14 protein-coding genes are annotated in these 18,246 nt (G+C 72.3%); 10 read left to right on the top strand and 4 right to left on the bottom strand.

Translation table 11 applies throughout. From position 1 onward, the window contains the following. Nucleotides 1–31 precede the first annotated feature (31 nt). On the bottom strand, nt 32–988 hold the full coding sequence (cofD, locus tag ACZ7J0_RS21885) for a 2-phospho-L-lactate transferase (protein ID WP_470889788.1): 957 nt from the start codon (nt 986–988) through the stop codon (nt 32–34). Nucleotides 989–1,053: 65 nt separating this feature from the next. Then, a complete protein-coding gene (locus ACZ7J0_RS21880; RefSeq protein ID WP_470889786.1) occupies nt 1,054–1,557 on the bottom strand; it encodes a cysteine dioxygenase in 504 nt (167 codons plus the stop codon). Between the two features lie 681 nt (nt 1,558–2,238). On the opposite strand from ACZ7J0_RS21880, the gene ACZ7J0_RS21875 reads away from it, so the two are divergent. The 3 genes from ACZ7J0_RS21875 to ACZ7J0_RS21865 all read left to right on the top strand — a co-directional run bounded on the left by ACZ7J0_RS21875 (nt 2,239) and on the right by ACZ7J0_RS21865 (nt 7,968). Further along, nucleotides 2,239–2,502, top strand: coding sequence for a WhiB family transcriptional regulator (locus ACZ7J0_RS21875; protein ID WP_015033978.1), 264 nt, complete (start codon nt 2,239–2,241; stop codon nt 2,500–2,502). A 223-nt stretch (nt 2,503–2,725) separates the two neighbouring features. Next, nucleotides 2,726–6,439 carry a glycosyltransferase family 2 protein gene (locus ACZ7J0_RS21870; RefSeq protein WP_470889784.1) on the top strand — a complete coding sequence of 1,238 codons (3,714 nt, stop codon included), beginning with the start codon at nt 2,726–2,728 and terminating at the stop codon, nt 6,437–6,439. After that, entirely contained in the window at nt 6,436–7,968 is a 1,533-nt protein-coding gene (locus ACZ7J0_RS21865; RefSeq protein ID WP_470889782.1) for a DUF5719 family protein, read from the top strand. The genes ACZ7J0_RS21870 and ACZ7J0_RS21865 overlap by 4 nt, the downstream gene beginning before the upstream one ends. 142 nt (nt 7,969–8,110) lie before the next feature. Here the strand turns inward: ACZ7J0_RS21865 and ACZ7J0_RS21860 are convergent, their stop codons facing one another. After that, nucleotides 8,111–8,539, bottom strand: coding sequence for a metallopeptidase family protein (locus tag ACZ7J0_RS21860; RefSeq protein WP_468714603.1), 429 nt, complete (start codon nt 8,537–8,539; stop codon nt 8,111–8,113). Between the two features lie 252 nt (nt 8,540–8,791). Between ACZ7J0_RS21860 and ACZ7J0_RS21855 the strand changes: the two genes are divergently transcribed. From ACZ7J0_RS21855 to ACZ7J0_RS21830, 6 genes are all read left to right on the top strand, one after another. Continuing rightward, the gene (locus ACZ7J0_RS21855; RefSeq protein WP_468714605.1) at nt 8,792–9,217 is read left to right on the top strand and encodes a DUF3499 domain-containing protein; all 426 of its coding nucleotides are present in this window, start codon (nt 8,792–8,794) and stop codon (nt 9,215–9,217) included. A 108-nt stretch (nt 9,218–9,325) separates the two neighbouring features. Further along, a complete protein-coding gene (locus ACZ7J0_RS21850) occupies nt 9,326–10,693 on the top strand; it encodes a phosphomannomutase/phosphoglucomutase (protein ID WP_470889781.1) in 1,368 nt (455 codons plus the stop codon). A gap of 322 nt (nt 10,694–11,015) precedes the next feature. After that, nucleotides 11,016–11,198 (top strand): Trm112 family protein, encoded by a 183-nt coding sequence (locus ACZ7J0_RS21845; protein WP_470889779.1) that lies wholly within the window; start codon nt 11,016–11,018, stop codon nt 11,196–11,198. 70 nt (nt 11,199–11,268) lie between these two features. After that, the gene (locus ACZ7J0_RS21840; RefSeq protein ID WP_470889777.1) at nt 11,269–12,459 is read left to right on the top strand and encodes an SIS domain-containing protein; all 1,191 of its coding nucleotides are present in this window, start codon (nt 11,269–11,271) and stop codon (nt 12,457–12,459) included. A 41-nt stretch (nt 12,460–12,500) separates the two neighbouring features. Continuing rightward, nucleotides 12,501–13,652, top strand: a complete 1,152-nt coding sequence (gene manA, locus ACZ7J0_RS21835; protein ID WP_470889775.1) for a mannose-6-phosphate isomerase, class I — start codon at nt 12,501–12,503, stop codon at nt 13,650–13,652. Nucleotides 13,653–13,732: 80 nt separating this feature from the next. Further along, a complete protein-coding gene (locus ACZ7J0_RS21830) occupies nt 13,733–14,710 on the top strand; it encodes a cation diffusion facilitator family transporter (RefSeq protein WP_470889773.1) in 978 nt (325 codons plus the stop codon). A gap of 169 nt (nt 14,711–14,879) precedes the next feature. On the opposite strand, the gene ACZ7J0_RS21825 is transcribed toward ACZ7J0_RS21830, so the two are convergent. Continuing rightward, nucleotides 14,880–16,940 (bottom strand): fructose-specific PTS transporter subunit EIIC, encoded by a 2,061-nt coding sequence (locus ACZ7J0_RS21825; RefSeq protein ID WP_470889771.1) that lies wholly within the window; start codon nt 16,938–16,940, stop codon nt 14,880–14,882. A gap of 518 nt (nt 16,941–17,458) precedes the next feature. Between ACZ7J0_RS21825 and ACZ7J0_RS21820 the strand changes: the two genes are divergently transcribed. Further along, nucleotides 17,459–18,246 (top strand): adenosylhomocysteinase (locus ACZ7J0_RS21820; RefSeq protein ID WP_470889769.1); only part of this gene is annotated, 788 nt, incomplete at its 3' end.

The raw sequence follows: 18,246 nt of genomic DNA, 5'->3' as shown, positions 1-18,246 counted from the left end.
CCGGGGTCCCGCCGCGCGTCGCGATCCCCGCTCACGCGCGGACCTCCTCCGCCAGCGCCAGCGCCTCACGCGCCATCGCCGCCGTGGCCTCGACGTCGGTCATCATCAGCGGCACGGCCCGGCAGCGGATGCCCGCCGCCTCGACCTCGTCGACAACGCCCGCGTCGACCGTGTCGACGAGCCAGCCGTCGAGCAGCCCCGACCCGTAGTGCGCCGCGACGGCGGCCGCCGTCGACTCGACCCCCACGGCGGCCAGCACCTTGTCGGCCATCCCGCGCACCGGTGCGTCACCGACGATCGGGGAGAGGCCGACGACCGGCACCCCCGCCTCGGCGATGGCCTCGCGGATGCCCGGCACGGCGAGGATCGTGCCGACGCTGACGACCGGGTTGGACGGGGGGAAGAGGATGACGTCGGCGGAGGCGAGCGCCTCCAGCACTCCCGGCGCGGGCTTCGCCTGCTCGGCCCCGACGGGGACGACCGCGTGCGCCTCCACGGAGGCCCGCAGCTTCACCCAGTACTCCTGGAAGTGCACGGCCTTCCGCTCGCCGTCCACATCGATCGCGACATGCGTCTCGACGCGGTCGTCGGTCATCGGCAGCAGCCGCACACCCGGCTTCCAGCGCGCGCACAGCGCTTCGGTGACGGCGCTGAGCGGATAGCCCGCGCCGATCATCTGCGTACGGACGATATGGGTGGCGAAGTCGCGGTCGCCGAGCCCGAACCACTCGGGGCCCACGCCATAGGCGGCGAGCTCCTCCTTCACCTGGAAGGTCTCGTCCGCGCGCCCCCAGCCCTGCTCCTCGTTGATGCCGCCGCCGAGGGTGTACATCACCGTGTCGAGGTCGGGGCAGACCTTCAGCCCGAAAAGATGGATGTCGTCACCGGTGTTGCCGATGACGGTGATGTCCGCGTCGGGGGCGGCGGACTTCAGACCACGGAGGAAGCGGGCACCACCGATGCCGCCGGCAAGAACCACAATGCGCATACGAACAGTCTGTCAGGCGCGGCCTGATCCTCTGAGGGGTGGTGGTCGGGCGGCGGGTGGGAGTGTCAGGCGCGCACGGCGTCCTGGGTCGCGGGGGCGGCGCACCGGGCCGCGTGCATGGGCATCTCGGTCAGGCCCGGGTAGTAGACGTGCAGGCTCACGGCCGGTTCGAGGGAGTCGTTGACCACCTCGTGGACGTAGCCGGGCGCGAAGACGCGCTGGGCGCCCTCGCCGAGCGCCCGGTGTCCGCGCTCCGTACGCTCCGTCAGCTCGCCCTGGAGCACGGTGAGTACGCCGGACGACTGCCCGTGGTCGTGGACGCCGCTGCTCTGCCCCGGCACCCAGGAGAGCAGCCAGATCTCGTATCCGGGGCCGGTGCGCAGCCGGTGGTACCAGCGGGCGGTGGCGTCGTACTGGACGAGCGGGGCCCACTGGGAGCGGTCGGCGGCGAGGGAGCGGGCGAGGCCGGCGAACTCGGCCACGGTGGCGGGGTGCTGCTTGACCGGCTGGAGGAGGTGCTGGACCTCGAGGATGTCGCCGGCGATCTGAAGGTCGCTGTCGCTGTTCATGGGTGCGGTGGTTCCTCAGCAGAAACAGAAGTGCAGTGCGGGGGGTCGCAAACAAGGAAGACGCTGGAGCGCTGTGTCCTGGAGCCCTGACGTGCAGGGGGAGAAGCTCAGGAGCGCATCAACAGCTGGAACAGCAACAGTGAGCCTGGACAGCACTGCGGAACCCACGGGTGCGGGTCGCGAGGGGCGCTGAGGTCACTGGCATGCAATCAAGGTGCCGGGCCGGGTACCCGACTGTCAACCCAATGCCCGATTTGGTGGCAATGTTTCACCTCATCCGGTTACTGCGACAGGAGAAAGGTTTGTGCAGCGGGAGCCCGGGACACATGGCGCATCAACCGCGCCCACAAACGCCGTTATGCGCCCGTGACCGGACTGTGATCCGGATCGCTTCCGTGGCTCGATCGCAACAAGATCAGAGTTTCGGACGTCCTCCCCTCCGGAGGGCTTGGGCGGGCGTCCGGCGGGAAGGGGGGCGGAGCAGGCCGATGGCATGTGTCACCTTTTTGGTGATTTGAACACTTTCCGCATAGCCTTGGTTCCGCAGAGTGAATACCGGGCTCAATAGCAGATCCCGGCTTGACTCTCACGGAGCGACGAACTTGTAATTTCACTCGTGTCGTTCAGCCGAAATCGGTAACGGCAACATCACGGGGACGCAAAGACGGACGAGGGGCGCACATGACCGAGTTGTTCCAGGAACTGCTGGTCGAGGACGCGGACGAGGAACTCGGCTGGCAGGAGCGCGCTCTGTGCGCCCAGACCGATCCCGAGTCCTTCTTCCCCGAGAAGGGCGGCTCGACCCGAGAGGCCAAGAAAGTCTGCCTCGCCTGTGAAGTCCGCTCGGAATGCCTCGAGTACGCCCTTCAGAACGACGAGAGATTCGGAATCTGGGGCGGTCTGTCCGAGCGTGAACGCCGTCGTCTGAAGAAGGCCGCCGTCTGACCAGCGCGCGACCGAACCGCACACCCGTCGTTGAACAACGGTCCGCCGCCTGTGCCTGTCCACAGGCGGCGGACCGTTTTCATGCCCGCCCGTATCCCGGCCGCCGCCGCTCATCGAGGCGCTTCGCTCCGCGGCGCTTTTCCCTACCGTTAGGGTGGGGCCCCGTCCGAGACGCTCCCACGCCCCCCGCGGGCGACCCCCCGGCCGGAGGGCCCGTACCTCGATGTCCGCCACCACGCCAGCGTTTGCTCCCGCCCAGCCGCCCGAGTACCCGCGACACGTCGTCACCGCCGTGCTCGTCTCCCACGACGGCGCCCGCTGGCTGCCCGACGCCCTCGCCGGACTCCTCGGCCAGGAACGTCCCGTGCAGAACGTCGTCGCCGCCGACACCGGCAGCGCCGACGACTCCGCGCGGCTGGTCACCGAGGCCATCGGAGACGAGCGGGTCCTGCACCTCGCCCGGCGTACCGGATTCGGCGCCGCCGTCGACGAGGCCGCCCGGACCGCCCCCGTCCTCGGCCCCGACGACCTTCCCTATCTGAAGCGGCCCAGCGGCTGGGACCCGGTCAGCAGGAGTTGGCGCGACGACGCCTACGACATGCCCGAACTGCCGCACGGCGAGCCCGTGCAGTGGCTCTGGCTGCTCCACGACGACTGCGCCCCCGCGCCCGACGCCCTCGCCGAACTCCTGCGCGTCGCCGACTCGGACGCGTACGCCGCCGTCATCGGCCCCAAGCTGCGCGGCTGGTACGACCGCAAGCAGCTCCTTGAAGCCGGCGTCTCCATCGCCCGAAGCGGCCGCCGCTGGACCGGACTCGACCGCCGTGAACAGGACCAGGGCCAGCACGACCAGGTCCGACCGGTCCTGTCCGTCTCCTCCGCCGGCATGCTCGTCCGCCGTGACGTCTTCGAGGAACTGGGCGGCTTCGACCGCCGCCTCCCCCTCATGCGCGACGACGTCGACCTGTGCTGGCGCGCCCACTCCGCCGGCCACCGTGTCCTCGTCGCCCCCGACGCCGTCCTGCGCCACGCCGAGGCCTCCGCCCGCGAGCGGCGCACCGTCGACTGCGCGGGCCGCTCGGTCACCAACCCGCACCGCGTCGACAAGGCCGGCGCCGTCTACACCCTGCTGGCCAACACCCGCGGGATCACCCTCCCGTATGTACTGCTCCGGCTCGTCCTCGGCACCCTGCTGCGTACCGTCGCCTACCTCGTCGGCAAGGCGCCCGGCCAGGCCGTCGACGAAGTCATGGGCCTGTTCGGCACGTTGCTGCGGCCCGAGCGGATCATCGCCGCCCGCCGCAGGCGCGCCAGGCCCGCCGTACCGGCGAGCGACCTGCGCCCGCTCTTCCCGCCGCCCGGCGCCACCGTCCGTGCCACCGTCGAACAGATCGCGTCCAACTTCGGCGGCTCGGACGCCGAATCGGGCGGCTCGCGCCACGGTGTCATCGAGTCGGGACCCGGCGGTGACGAGGCCGACTTCCTGGAGATCGAGCAGTTCGCACGGCTGAAGAAGATCGCCCGGAAGCCCGGCCCGGTCCTCTTCGCGCTGCTGCTCCTCATCTCCCTCGTCGCCTGCCGCGGACTGCTCGGCGGCGGCTCGCTCGCCGGCGGCGCCCTGCTGCCGGCGCCCGACGACGTCTCCGGCCTGTGGAGCCGCTACGCCGACGGCTGGCACCCCATCGGGACCGGCGGCACCCAGTCCGCCCCGCCCTACCTCGCGGTGCTCGCTGGCCTCTCCGGACTCTTCCTCGGATCCACGGGCTTCGCGCTCACCCTGCTGCTCGTCTGCTCGGTGCCGCTCGCCGGCCTGACCGCCTACTTCGCCTCGCGCTCCCTCGTCGAGTCCCGGCTGCTGCGCGCCTGGGGCGCCATCGCCTACGCGTTCCTGCCCGCCGCCACCGGCGCCCTCGCGACCGGCCGCCTCGGCACCGCCGTCCTCGCCATCCTGCTCCCGCTGATCGCCCGCGCCGCGATCGCGGCCCACGGGCTGCGCGGCGAGGGACGCGGCAGCTGGCGCGCCACCTGGGCCTACGCCTTCCTGCTGACCTTCACGATGGCGTTCACGCCGATCGTCTGGCCGCTCGCCGTCGTCCTCGGCCTCGCCGTGCTCGCCCTGCGCCGCGACGACCTCACCGCCTACGGACTGCGCTTCGTCGCCGCCGTCGGCACCCCGCTGCTCGTCCTCGCGCCCTGGTCCCTCTCGGTGCTGACCAGCCCCTCCGCCTTCCTGCGCGAAGCCGGCCTGGAGTTCAGTACGGGCACGGCCTCCGCGCTCGACCTCCTCGGCATCAGCCCCGGTGGCCCCAAGGCGGCCGGCGGCCTGCTGCTCATCGGCCTGGTCCTGGCGGCGCTCGCCGCCCTGCTGCGCGGTGAGCGCCAGTTCGCCGTCCGCGTCACCTGGGCCGTGGCCCTCACCGGACTGGTCTTCGCGGTCCTCGCCAACGGATCGGGCTGGGCGGGACCGGCGACCCTCGTCTACGGCATCGCGCTCATCGCCGCCGGCATGCTCGGCGCCGAAGGCGGCCGCACCCGCGTCGCCGCCCAGAGCTTCGGCTGGCGCCAGCCCGTCGCCGCGCTGATCGCCCTCGCGTCGGCCGCCGGCCCGCTGCTGGCCGCCGCCGGCTGGATGATCGACGGCGCGGCCGGCCCGCTGGACCGGCGCGACCCCGTGCAGGTCCCGGCGTTCGTCGCCGAGGAGAGCGGCACCCGCGACCAGCCCCGCACCCTCGTACTCGGCGGCACCTCGCCCGCCACCGTCTCCTACACCCTGGTCCGGGGCTCGGGCGCCCGCCTCGGCGACGCCGAACTGGCCGCTACCGGAGGCAGCGACCCGCGCCTCGACAAGGTCGTCGCCAACCTGGTCGCCGGCTCCGGCGCCGACCAGACCGAACAGCTCAGCGGCTTCGCGATCCGTTACGTCCTCGTACGGGACGGGGCGCCGCGCCAGATGAGCCGCGTCCTCGACGCCACACCCGGCCTGAGCCGGCTCAGCCAGCTCGACGGCAGCGCCCTGTGGCGCGTCGACCGCCAGGTCGCCCGGGCCACCGTGGTCCCGCCCGCCGCCGGCGGAAGCGACGCCAAGGGCGAACCGCTGCCCGTCGCGTCCGAGGCGGTCGAGGCGCACACCCACGTCCCGGCGGGCCCCGCCGGCCGGATCCTGCGCATCGCCGACCGGGCCGACGACGGCTGGCAGGCCACCCTCGACGGCAAGGAACTCAAGAAGACCACCGTCGACGGCTGGGCGCAGGGCTTCGAACTGCCCGCGAACGGCGGCCGGCTCGACCTCATCTTCGACGAGCCCCTCACCCACACGGCGTGGATCTGGACCCAGAGCACCCTCGCCGTGGTCCTGCTCGTCCTGGCCCTGCCCGGCCGGCGCCGCGAGATCGACGACGACCTGCCGGAGGAGGAGACCGTCGTCCCCGCGCAGGCACTGGAGGGCGACGGACGCCGTGCCCGCAGGCTCCGCGCGGCCGCCGAGGCCGAAGCGGCGGCCGAGACGGCCGACGCCGCGCAGGCCGCGGCCGCGACGGCGGCCCCGGACGCGGATCCGTACGCCCAGCCGCAGACCCAGCAGCCGTACGCGGACATCCCCCAGCAGCAGCCGTACGGCGAGTGGAACGGCCAGTACACCGACGGCGGCCAGTACGCCGAGAGCCCTCAGGGCCAGACCGCCGACCAGGGCCAGGGCCAGTACCAGCAGGAGTACGCGCAGTACGACCCGAACCAGCCCCAGTACCAGCAGCAGTACCAGCAGTACGACCCGAACCAGCAGCAGTACCCGGCGGACGCCTATCAGTACCAGCAGGGCCAGTACGACGCGCAGTACGACCCCTACGGCTACGGACAGCAGCAACAGCCGTTCGAGCCGCAGCAGCCCTACGCCGACGGCCACGAGACCGAGCAGCGTCCCGACGGGAGCAGCAACCAGTGAAGCGCACCACCCTCTCCCTGATCGCGGCCGCCACGGCCCTCGCGGCCGTCACCGGCGTGGCCGCCCTGACCGCGCCCGACGCCGGGCCGGGCGCCGAGGCGAAGGCCCCCGCGCGTCTGCCCGTCGAGCGGTCCAGCCTGCTGTGCCCCGCGCCCAGCACGTCGGAGCTCGCCGAGACGGTGTACACGTCCTTCACCCCGGCGGGGGAGAAGGCGTCCGGTCAGGGCGCGGAGGCGGCCAAGGCCGCCAAGGCCGAACTGAAGCCGGCCACCAAGACCCTGGCCGACCCGGACGCCGCCAAGAAGAAGGCCGACAAGGCGCCCGCGGCCGACAAGTCCGTCGTCACCCTCACCCAGCCCGGCAAGCCCGTCACCGCCGCGGCCAACGGGGGAGAGGCCCCGGCCCTCGTCGGCTCCGCCACCGGCCCGCTCGCCCCCGGCTGGACCACCCAGCAGACGACCACCCAGTCAGCGGGCGGCGCCCGCGGACTGCTCGGCCTCAGCTGCACCTCACCCGACACGGACTTCTGGTTCCCGGGCGCCTCGACCGCCAAGGAGCGTCAGGACTACGTCCACCTCACCAACCCCGACGACACGGCGGCGGTCGCGGACATCGAGCTGTACGGCCCGGACGGCGTCATCAAGTCCTCGCTGACCGAGGGCATCCCGGTGCCCGCCCGCTCCAGCGTGCCCGTGCTGCTCTCCACCCTCACGGCGGCCCCCGCGGCGGCCGACGTGACCGTCCACGTCACCACCCGCTCCGGCCGGGTGGGCGCGGTGGTCCGCGCCGCCGACGACAAGACCGGCAGCGACTGGCTGCCCGCCTCGGCCGACCCGGCGGGCTCGCTGGTCCTGCCCGGCATCCCGGCGGACGCCACCTCCGTACGGCTGATCGCGTACGCCCCCGGCGACGACGACGCCGACGTGAAGATCCGCCTCGCCGGCGCGACCGGCACGATCACCCCAGCCGGCCATGAGTCGCTGCACGTCAAGTCGGGGATGACCGCCTCCGTCGACCTCAGGGACGTCACCCGGGGCGAGGCCGGCTCCCTGCTGCTGACCCCCGCGCAGAGCGGACACGCCACCCCGGTGGTGGCCGCGCTGCGCGTGGTCCGCGGCACCGGTGCCAAGCAGGAGATCGCCTTCATCCCGGCCACCCTGCCGGTCGGCACCCGCTCCGGCGTCGCCGACAACCGCGCCACCGGTTCCACCCTCTCCCTGACCGCGCCCGGCGCGACCGCGCAGGTCAGGGTCACGGCGTCGGCGGGCAGCCAGGCGGGTACGGCGACCAGCAAGACGGTCACGGTCAAGGGCGGGACGACGATGGCCTTCACCCCGCCGGTCCCGGCCGGACTCAAGGGCTCGTACGCGCTGACCGTCGAGACCCTCTCGGGCGGCCCGGTGCACGCGGCGCGCACGCTGGCCGTGCCGCGCGAGGGCATCCCGATGTTCACCGTGCAGACGCTGTCGGACGACAGGGGAACGGTCGAGGTGCCGACGGCGAAGCAGGACCTGACGGTGCTCGACTAGGACCTGTCTCCTGGACCGGGCCGGATCTCCTGGACCGGGCTGGATCTCCTGGATCGGGCCGGAGCACGGCACCATCCGACAGAGCAGGCCCGGCGGCGAGGGCTCGGGCCGGCCGGCGGCCAGACCGGGCCGTCGGAGACCTCTAGGTGTCGCCGTACCGGGGGTCGACCGACTCGGGGGAGAGCCCCAGGAGCTCGGCGACCTGCTCGACCACGACCTCGTGGATCAGCAGTGCCCGCTCGTCGCGGTTCTTGGAGCGGATCTCGACCGGCCGCCGGTAGACCACGACGCGCGCGGGCGTCTCCTTCTCGGCCGGCACCGCGCTGCCGAGCGGCACCGAGTCGTCGCGGGTCTGCGGCACCTCCATGACCACGAACTCCACATCGGCCAGCTGGGGCCAGTGCCGCTCCAGGCGTTCCACCGAGTCCTGCACCAGATCGCGGAAGGACTCCGCTCGGCTGGCCGACAGCGGCACCTGGGGTGGGGCGACGGGCCCGCGCATACCGCGGCCGTGGCGGTCGCGGCGGCGCGGCCGTGGCTCGTTCGGGCGGGGCGGCACAGGAGTGTCCATCACTGACGCAGCGTAGCTCTCCGCGCGGCGCCCCAGCCGTATGTCGCAAGTTGAACATTTTGGCCGGGCCCGGGCCCGGTTCGATACGCCTCCGCGACCATCTCCCTGGCGTTCATTGACCGGATTCCTACTGGCCGATGTCCGGATCGCTCACCGCCCCCGTCGGTGATCCCCTCCTCCCCCGCAGGTCAGGCCAGTTGCCCGGAGAGCACCCGTGGCGGAGCTCACACCGCGACACGGTGGAGTGACGTGGTGGAGAGTCGTCGCGGCCCGCTCAAGAGTGCGGTACCGTCCAACGTCGTGAGCCCTGTACGTCGCTGTTCGCGCACCGCGTGCGGCCGCCCTGCCGTCGCGACACTGACGTACGTCTATGCCGACTCGACTGCGGTCCTCGGCCCGCTCGCCACCTACGCCGAGCCCCACTGCTACGACCTCTGTGCCGAGCACAGTGAGCGCCTGACCGCGCCCCGTGGCTGGGAGGTCGTGCGGCTGACCGACGGTTCGGCCCCCTCCCGCCCCAGCGGTGACGATCTCGAGGCCCTCGCCAACGCCGTGCGCGAAGCGGCCAGACCGCAGGAGCGCGCGGCGGAGGCCGGAGGCAAGGGCGGCCGCGGCGGCAGCCCCGTCGAGGCCGGACGCCGAGGTCATCTGCGCGTCCTGCGCTCCCCCGACTCCTGACCCGCCCCGCCCCGCCGGCGTCCCCCGCGGATCCGGGCCGCCCCTTGCGCATGCTCCCCTCTACGGACGGGTAGTTTGGGCGGTCCGAGACTTCAGGAGGGTTGGGCCGTGGCTGCTGATCTGTCACAGATCGTGAAGGCGTACGACGTCCGCGGAGTGGTGCCGGATCAGTGGGACGAGGCGCTGGCGGAGCTGTTCGGCGCGGCGTTCGTCCGGGTGACCGGCGCCGACGCGATCGTCGTCGGGCACGACATGCGACCGTCGTCGCCCGGGCTGTCGGGCGCCTTCGCACGCGGCGCGGCCCGCCTCGGCGCGGACGTCACCCTGATCGGGCTCTGCTCCAGCGACCAGCTGTACTACGCCTCCGGGGACCTGGACCTTCCGGGCGCCATGTTCACCGCCTCGCACAACCCCGCGCAGTACAACGGCATCAAGATGTGCCGCGCGGGCGCGAAGCCGGTCGGCCAGGACTCCGGCCTCGCCGAAATCCGCGAGCTCGTCGAGTCCTGGTCCGGGAGCGGGGCGCCCGAGGCGGCGGCCACGCCCGGCAAGGTGACCGAGCGGGACACGCTCGCCGGATACGCGGCGCACCTCAAGTCCCTCGTCGACGTGGCGGACATCCGCCCGCTGAAGGTGGTCGTGGACGCCGGCAACGGCATGGGCGGCCACACGGTCCCCACCGTCTTCGAGGGTCTGCCCCTGGACCTCGTACCGATGTACTTCGAGCTCGACGGCACCTTCCCGAACCACGAGGCCAACCCGCTGGACCCGAAGAACATCGTGGACCTGCAGGCCCGCGTCCTCGCCGAGGGCGCCGACATCGGCCTCGCCTTCGACGGCGACGCCGACCGCTGCTTCGTGGTCGACGAGCGGGGCGAGGGCGTCTCCCCGTCCGCGATCACCGCGCTGGTGGCGGCGCGCGAGCTGGCCAAGCACCCCGGCGGCACGGTCATCCACAACCTGATCACCTCGTCGACCGTGCCCGAGGTCGTCCGCGAGAACGGCGGCACGCCCGTGCGGACCCGGGTCGGCCACTCCTTCATCAAGGACGAGATGGCCCGCACCGGGGCGATCTTCGGCGGCGAGCACTCCGCGCACTACTACTTCCGCGACTTCTGGAACGCCGACACCGGCATGCTGGCCGCCCTCCACGTCCTGGCGGCCCTCGGTGGCCAGGACGGCCCCCTGTCGGCCCTGGTCTCCGCGTACGACCGCTACGCCGCCTCGGGCGAGATCAACTCCACCGTCACCGACCAGGCCGACCGCATGGCGGCGGTCCGCGAGGCCTTCGCCTCCCGCGAGGGCGTCACGACGGACGAGCTGGACGGCCTCACGGTCAAGGCGAAGGACTGGTGGTTCAACCTGCGCCCGTCCAACACCGAGCCGCTGCTGCGCCTGAACGTCGAGGCCGTGGACGAGCCCACGATGTCCGCACTGCGCGACGAGGTCCTGGCCCTGGTGCGGGCGACCTCCTGACGACGGAGGACCGGGCGGGGACGGCCGGGGCGCGGGGCTGACTGAGCGCTGGGGCGGGGTCGTACGGGACAGTCCGTACGACCCGCCCCGCAAAGGCGTCCCGCCGACCGCCCGGCACTTCAGCCGAGCCGCGCCCGCCCGGCGCCTTCGCCCGGGCCGCGCCCGCCCGGCGCCTTCGCCCGGGCCGCGCCCGCCCGGCGCCTTCGCCCGAGCCGCGCCCCGTCGGCGCGGCACTCACCTGAGCCGCGCCCGCCGCCCCCCGGCGGTAGGCTGACCTGGCCCAACCCCAACCGCCACACCCATCGTTCGAAGGGACAACCCCATGCCGCTCGAAGCCGGCCTCCTGGAGATCCTCGCCTGCCCCGCCTGCCACGCGCCGCTCAACGACCGCACGGCAGCCGAGACCCCCGAGCTGATCTGCGGCGGCTCGGACTGCGGCCTGGCCTACCCGGTACGCGACGGCATCCCCGTCCTCCTCGTCGACGAGGCCCGCCGCCCGGAGTGACCCCCGTCGGCGTACGCACGTTCATGTAGCGCATGCAACGCACGCGGAGGCGATCGGAGGCCCCACCCCCATGCTCGACGAGTCGCTGCTCGACGACCCGGAAGCCCTGGCCCGTGCCGACCACCGCGGTCTCCTCCGGGGCGCCGCCGAAGCCGGCGCACGGGTACGGACCGCCGCACGGCACGCCGCCGAGGCCGGTATCGGCGACCTCAGGCCCGAGGGCCGCCCCCGCGCCGTCCTCGTCGCAGGCACCGGGACCGCCGCCACCGGCGTCGCCGACCTGATCGCCGCCCTCGCGGGCGCCGCCGCCCCGGTCACCCGGCTGCACCCCACCGGTGTCGCCCCCGCCGCCGGCGCCCTGCGCTGGGCACTCCCCGGCTGGGCGGGCTCCCTCGACCTGCTCCTCGTCGTCACCACCGACGGCTCCGAGCCCGGCCTCGCCCTCCTCACCGAGCAGGCGTACCGCCGAGGCGTCACCGTCGTCGCCGTCGCCCCCCAGAGCTCCCCGCTGATGTCGGCCGTCGCCGACTCCCACGGCCTCGCCGTGCCCATGGCCACCCCGCCGAACGAGATGTACGACGAGACGCTGGAGACGCCCGCGGCGAGCCCCGGCGCCCTATGGGCCCTGTTCACCCCGCTCCTCGCGCTGATCGACCGGCTGGGCCTGTTCGCCGCGCCCCCGGAGATCCTGGAGAAAGTCGCGGACCGCCTCGACCGCACCGCCGAACGCTGTGGCCCGGCCACGGCCACGTACAGCAACCCCGCCAAGACTCTCGCCGCCGACCTCACCCAGTCCCTTCCGCTGATCTGGACCGAGGGCGTCACCGCCGGACCGGCCGGCCGCCGGTTCGCCGCCGTTCTGGCCGAGCTGGCCGGCCTTCCCGCACTCGCCGCCGACCTCCCCGAAGCACTCCCCGCCCACGGCGTCCTGCTCGTCGGCGACTACGCCGCCGGGGCCGACCCGGACGACTTCTTCCGTGACCGGGTCGACGAGCAGCAGGCCCTGCGCGCCCGGATCGTGCTCATGCGCGACCGCCCGGACGGAGCCGACGGAAGCCTGACCGCCGCGCCCGCCGCCCGCGAACTCGCCCTCGGCCACGACACGGCCATCAGCGAGCTGGAGCCCGAGGAGGGCACCGAGCTGGAGGCCCTCGCCGAACTCGTCGCCATCACCGACTTCGCCGCCGTCTACCTCGCGCTCGCCTCGGCCGCCACCGCCGCCACCCCGGAGTCCGACGACACCGACCGCGGCCCCTCGTGACAGAACCCGCCGCCACGCCCTGAGGAAAGCTGGAACGCCGCATGGACCGCCTCTCCAACACCGTCCGCCCCTATGCCTGGGGCTCCACGACGGCCATCCCGGAACTCCTCGGCCTCGCCCCCACCGGCGAGCCCCAGGCCGAGATGTGGATGGGCGCCCACCCAGGAGCCCCGTCGCGGACCGAGCGCGGCCCGCTGACCGACGTCATCGCCGAGGACCCCGTACGCGAACTCGGCGCCGCGGCCGTCGACAGGTTCGGCCCGCACCTGCCCTTCCTCCTCAAGCTCCTCGCCGCCGGCGCCCCTCTCTCCCTCCAGGTCCACCCCGACCTCGCACGGGCGAAGGAGGGTTACGCCGCCGAGGAGAGCGCCGGCATCCCCATCGACGCGCCCCACCGCAACTACAAGGACGCCAACCACAAGCCCGAACTGATCTGCGCCCTCACGCCCTTCGAGGGTTTCTGCGGCTTCCGCCCGCCGGGCGAGTCCGCCGACGCCATGGCCGCGCTCGGCGTCGACTCCCTCAAGCCGTACGTGGACCTCCTTCACGCCCACCCCGAGGAAGCCGCGCTCCGCGAGGTCCTCACCGCGATCCTCACCGCCGACCCGGAGGAGATGGCGGCCACGGTCACCGAGGCGGCGGCCGCCGGCGCCCACCTCGGCGGCGCCCTCGCCCCGTACGCCCGGATCGCCCACCACTTCCCCGGCGACCGGGGCGTCGTCGCCGCCATGCTGCTCAACCACGTCCAACTCCAGCCCGGCGAGGCGCTCTTCCTCGGCGCCGGCGTTCCGCACGCCTATCTCAGCGGCCTCGGCGTCGAGATCATGGCCAACTCCGACAACGTCCTGCGCTGCGGCCTGACCCCCAAGCACGTCGACGTTCCCGAGCTGCTCCGCGTCGTCCGCTTCGAGGCGGCCGACCCGGGCGTGCTGCGCCCGGAGGCGTCGCCGTCCGGTGAAGAGGTCTACGACACCCCCACGGACGAGTTCCGGCTCTCCCGCTACGTCCTCGCCGCCGGCGCGGCGCCCCTCGACATCACCGCCACGACCCCGCAGATCCTGCTCGCCACCTCGGGTCGCCCGGAGGCGGGCGACCTCACCCTCGGGCCCGGCGAATCGGTCTTCGTACCGGCGGGCGAGAAGGCCGAACTGTCCGGAACGGGCACCCTCTTCCGCGCGACCGTGGTGGCCTGATCCCGCCCTGATGCAAGAATGTGCGGCCGAACACCGGCGGCACCGGAGTCACAGCATCAACGAAGGGAACTCCTGCATCCATGAGCGCGTCAGGCGGATCCAAGGCGATCGTGGCGGCACTCGCCGCCAATCTCGCGATCGCTGTAGCCAAGTTCGTGGCGTTCCTCTTCAGTGGTTCGTCGTCGATGCTCGCCGAGAGCGTCCACTCGGTCGCCGACTCCGGCAACCAGGGCCTGCTGCTCCTCGGCGGCAAGAAGGCCCAGCGCGAAGCGACCCCGCAGCACCCCTTCGGCTACGGCCGTGAGCGGTACATCTACGCCTTCCTCGTCTCCATCGTGCTCTTCTCCGTCGGTGGCATGTTCGCCATCTACGAGGGCTACGAGAAGATCAAGCACCCGCACGCCATCGAGGCCTGGTACTGGCCGGTCGGCGTCCTCGTCTTCGCGATCATCGCCGAGGGCTTCTCGTTCATGACGGCCATCAAGGAGTCGAACCAGATCCGCGGCACGCTCTCCTGGAAGGAGTTCGTGCGCCGGGCCAAGGCCCCCGAGCTGCCCGTCGTCCTCCTGGAGGACCTCGGCGCGCTGGTCGGTCTGGTCCTCGCGCTCGTCGGCGTGAGCCTGGCGCTGGCGACCGGGGACGGCGTATGGGACGGCATCGGCACCCTGTGCATCGGCGTGCTCCTGATCGTGATCGCGATCGTGCTGGCCGCCGAGACCAAGTCGCTGCTCCTGGGCGAGTCCGCGGGCGCCGAGGACGTGAAGAAGATCGAGGCCGCGGTGGTGGACGGTGACACGGTCACCCGCATCATCCACATGCGTACGCTCCACCTCGGCCCGGAAGAGCTCCTCGTCGCCGCCAAGATCGCCGTCCAGCACGACGACACGGCGTCCGAGGTGGCGGCCGCGATCAACGCGGCGGAGGAGCGGATCCGTACCGCCGTCCCGATCGCCCGGGTCATCTACCTGGAGCCGGACATCTACAGCGAGTCGGCGGCCGCGGCGGGCGCGAACCCGGCGAAGACCCCGGGCGGCCCCACGCCCGCAGCCGACCACTGACGCCCGGGGAAGGCCCCCGGCCGCCGCTGCTCACGCAGGGGGGCCGGGGGCCTTCCTCATGCCCGTGGGGCGCGTACTCGATTGGCCTTCACTTCGCCCCGTCCTCGGCTCGCCCTCGCCCCGCCTTCACGCCACCATGCCCTCGCCTCGCCCCGCCTCGCGCTCGCCTCTACTCGACCTCGCCGAGGATCTCCAGGACGGCCTCCCGGTCCGGCGCCTCCCGCAGCCGATCCCGGAAGCCGGGATCCATCAGCTTGCGCGAGAGCAGGGCCAGGATCCGCAGGTGTTCGTCGCCGGCGGCCGCCTCCGGCACCGTGATCATGAAGATCAGCCGGGCCTTCGTACCGTCCAGCGATCCCCACTCCACACCCTCGTCGGACCGGGCGAAGCCGACGATCGGCGCGGTGACCGCGTCCGTCTTGGCGTGCGGGATGGCGATCTCCTCCCCGAGACCGGTCGTGCCCTGCTCCTCGCGCGCGAGCGCCGCCCGCACCAGAGCGTCGGGGTCCACGACTTTCCCGGTGGCCGCGAGCAGCGCGGCCATCTCCCGGATGGCGGTGTCCTTGCTGTCCGCCGCGAGCCGCACCTTCACGGTCTCCCCGGTCAGGTACCCGGACAGCACCCCGGTCTCCTCCCGTAGAGAGACGGCGACAGCGCCGCCGCCGTCGGACCGACCGTCCGGGACGGGACGGCCTCCGGTTCCGCCTCCGCCCGCGGGACCCTCGCCGGTCGCCGCGCCGGGCGCCGCGACCGGCGTTCCAGCCTCCGCGGACGCCCGGCGCTCCTTGAGACCGATGAGCGCGTTGGTGGTGAGCGCGGTGACGACCGTGCCGACGGCGACGGCGAGGAAGAAGGTCGGCACGCCCCCGATCGCGCCCAGCGCCGCCACGATCGGCCCGCCGTGCGGAACGGCGTCCGTCACCCCGGCCAGGCCCGCCACCGCCCCGGCCACGGCGCCGCCGAGCATGTTGGCGGGGATGACCTGCGCCGGCCGCGCCGCCGCGAACGGGATCGCGCCCTCCGAGATGCCGAACATCCCCATGAACAGCGCCGCCATGCCCGTCTCGCGCTCCTGCCGCGAGTAGAGCCTGCGCCGGATCAGAGTCGCCAGGCCCTGCCCGAGTGGCATCACCGGGATCGCGGCGGCGCACATGCCCATGACGCTCTGGTTGCCGGTCGCGATGAGTCCGGCACTGAACAGGAACGCCGTCTTGTTGACCGGCCCGCCCATGTCGAACGCGATCATCAGCCCCAGAATCGCGCCGAGCAGAATCGCGCTGGTCCCGGTCATCCCGGAGAGCCAATCGGTCAGATGCGTGAAGACCCAGGCGATCGGCTTGCCGATGACGAAGATGAAGAACAGGCCCAGCGCCGTGGTCGCCACGATCGGGATCACGATGATCGGCATGATCGGCTGAGCGAACTTCGGAACCTTCACCTTCTTGATCCACAACACCAGATAGCCGGCGAGGAACCCGGTCACGATGGCGCCGATGAACCCGGCGCCCGCCTTCGAGCCGTACAGCTCGCCGTGTGCCGCGATCCACCCGCCGATCATGCCGGGCACCAGCGCGGGCCGGTCGCCGATGGCGTACGCGATATAGCCGGACAGGACCGGGATCATCAGCGTGAATCCGACGACGCCGATGTTGTTGACGTCCTGCCAGAAGGAGTCCGCCGGGATGACGTACCCCTCCGGCGTCGCGTGTCCGCCCAGCGCCAGTGAGATCGCGATCAGCAGCCCGCCGACCACCACGAACGGGATCATGTACGAGACGCCGTTCATGAGCGCCTTGTACACGACGCTCCGCTCCCGGCCCGCTCCGGACGCACCGCTCGTCGGCGCTCCCGTCCCGCCGGTGCCGTCGCGGTCGCCGTCGCCTTCGGCCGCCCCGTGCACCGGCGCGCTCCGCACCTGCTCGATCAGCCGCTCCGGATGGTGGATCCCCTCCGCGACCCCGACCGCCAGGACCCTCTTGCCCACGAAGCGGCTGCGGTCCACGTCCTTGTCGGCCGCGATGATGATGCCGTCAGCCTGGCTGACATCGTTGTCAGAAAGCACGTTCTCGGATCCGATGGATCCTTGCGTCTCCACCTTCATCTCCACGCCGAGCGCTTCCGCGGCCTGCGCCAGCTTCTCCGCCGCCATGTACGTGTGCGCGATACCTGTCGGACAGGCGGTCACCGCGAGCAGCTTCACCTTCCGCTGCCCGCTCCCGGGACTGGTCACGTCATCTCCTCGCGGGTCGTCGGCCGCGGCCCTGATCCGGCCGTGGTCCTGTTATCGCCATCGCCATCGCCATCGCCATCGCCCATGGCCATCGCCCATCGCCACCGTCGGCGTCGGCGTCACGTCGGCGTCGGCGTGGTCGTGGCGCGGATCGTTCGGACTCCTGCTGACCGCCGGTTCCGGGGCGGATGCGGAGGCTCTCGATCCACAACGCATCGTGCAACAGACCACGGCGTCCTCGGAACCCCCGGAGCACCCACGCGGCATGCCGCCCGAATCCCCGATTACCCCGAGCCACGGGGCCGGGCGGGCTGTGGGACGCCGCACCGATCGGTGTAGATTCGTGACCAGAGCCAGACGTCGCTGCTGATGGCGGTCGGGCGGTCCGCGACGGACCGGCCGAGGGAGAGAGGGCCTCCGACGACTGCACCGCGGAAGTACCCGGGCATTCGTGTGCCCTTAGCGCGGTGCCGGCGCCCAATCGACCCTCGATCCAACCCACGAGGAGCAGCCCAGTCATGACGACTGTCGCCAACCAGCAGGACTTCAAGGTCGCCGACCTGTCCCTGGCCGAGTTCGGCCGCAAGGAGATCACCCTCGCCGAGCACGAGATGCCCGGCCTGATGTCGATCCGCAAGGAGTACGCGGAGCAGCAGCCGCTGGCCGGCGCCCGGATCACCGGCTCCCTGCACATGACCGTGCAGACCGCCGTCCTGATCGAGACGCTCGTCGCGCTCGGCGCCGAAGTCCGCTGGGCCTCCTGCAACATCTTCTCGACCCAGGACCACGCGGCCGCCGCCATCGCGGTCGGCCCGAACGGCACCCCCGAGGCCCCTCGCGGCGTTCCGGTCTTCGCCTGGAAGGGCGAGACCCTAGAGGAGTACTGGTGGTGCACTGAGCAGGCCCTGACCTGGCCGAACACCCCCACCGGTGGCCCGAACATGATCCTGGACGACGGCGGTGACGCCACCCTCCTCGTCCACAAGGGCGTCGAGTTCGAGAAGGCCGGCTCGGCCCCGGACCCCTCCACCGCGGACAGCGAGGAGTACGGCCACATCCTCCGTCTCCTCAACCGCACCCTCACCGAGTCGCCCCAGAAGTGGACTCAGCTCGCGTCTGAGATCCGTGGGGTGACGGAGGAGACGACGACGGGTGTGCACCGCCTGTACGAGATGCATCGTGATGGGTCGTTGTTGTTCCCGGCGATCAACGTGAACGACGCGGTGACGAAGTCGAAGTTCGACAACAAGTACGGGTGTCGGCATTCGTTGATCGATGGCATCAACCGGGCGACCGATGTGCTGAT

The sequence above is a fragment of the Streptomyces sp. NPDC038280 genome, assembly GCF_055600045.1.
This window is presented reverse-complemented; position numbering and strand designations above follow the sequence as displayed.